We start from the raw sequence: 1,165 nt of genomic DNA on the forward strand, positions 1-1,165 counted from the left end.
CCAGGGAGCTCAAGAGCATGGGCAAGGACTTCGACCTGTACCGGACGTCGGAGGAGCACGAGATGCTCCGGGAGTCGGTGCGTGCGCTGGCGGAGGCGAAGATCGCTCCGTTCGCGGCGGCGGTGGACGAGGAGGGGCGGTTCCCGCAGGAGGCCCTGGACGCGCTGGTCGCGAACGACCTGCACGCGGTCCACGTCCCGGAGACGTACGGGGGCGCGGGCGCGGACGCGCTGGCGACGGTGATCGTGATCGAGGAGGTCGCCCGGGCGTGTGGTTCGTCGTCGCTGATCCCGGCGGTGAACAAGCTGGGCTCGCTGCCGGTGATCCTGTCGGGCTCGGAGGAGCTGAAGGCGAAGTACCTCGCCCCGCTGGCCGCCGGTGAGGCGATGTTCTCGTACTGCCTGTCGGAGCCGGACGCCGGCTCGGACGCGGCGGGGATGAAGACCCGCGCGGTGCGCGAGGGGGACTTCTGGGTGCTGAACGGCGTGAAGCGGTGGATCACCAACGCGGGCGTGTCGGAGTACTACACCGTGATGGCGGTCACCGACCCTTCGCTGCGCTCGAAGGGCATCTCGGCGTTCGTGGTGGAGAAGGGCGACGAGGGAGTGTCGTTCGGCGCGCCGGAGAAGAAGCTCGGGATCAAGGGCTCCCCGACCCGCGAGGTGTACTTCGACAACGTCCGCATCCCCGCCGACCGGATGATCGGCGCCGAGGGCACCGGTTTCGCGACCGCGATGAAGACGCTGGACCACACCCGCATCACCATCGCCGCGCAGGCCCTCGGCATCGCCCAGGGCGCCCTGGACTACGCCAAGGGCTACGTGACCGAGCGCAAGCAGTTCGGCAAGCCGATCGCCGACTTCCAGGGCGTGCAGTTCATGCTCGCCGACATGGCGATGAAGCTGGAGGCGGCGCGCCAGCTCACCTACGCCGCCGCGGCGAAGTCCGAGCGGGTCGACGGCGACCTGACCTTCTTCGGCGCCGCCGCCAAGTGCTTTGCCTCGGACGTCGCCATGGAGGTCACCACCGACGCCGTCCAGCTCCTCGGCGGCTACGGCTACACCCGCGACTATCCCGTCGAGCGCATGATGCGCGACGCCAAGATCACCCAGATCTACGAGGGCACCAACCAGGTCCAGCGCATCGTCATGGCCCGCAACCTCCC

Annotated in this window: 1 protein-coding gene; it reads left to right on the top strand. The window is 69.2% G+C overall.

The window, feature by feature from the left end:
- Positions 1-17: 17 nt before the first annotated feature.
- On the top strand, positions 18-1,165 hold a 1,148-nt coding region (locus tag IE245_RS36555), incomplete at its 3' end, for an acyl-CoA dehydrogenase family protein (protein WP_189955763.1).

Origin of the sequence: Streptomyces roseolus (assembly GCF_014649855.1) — a bacterium.
GTDB lineage: Bacteria > Actinomycetota > Actinomycetes > Streptomycetales > Streptomycetaceae > Streptomyces > Streptomyces roseolus.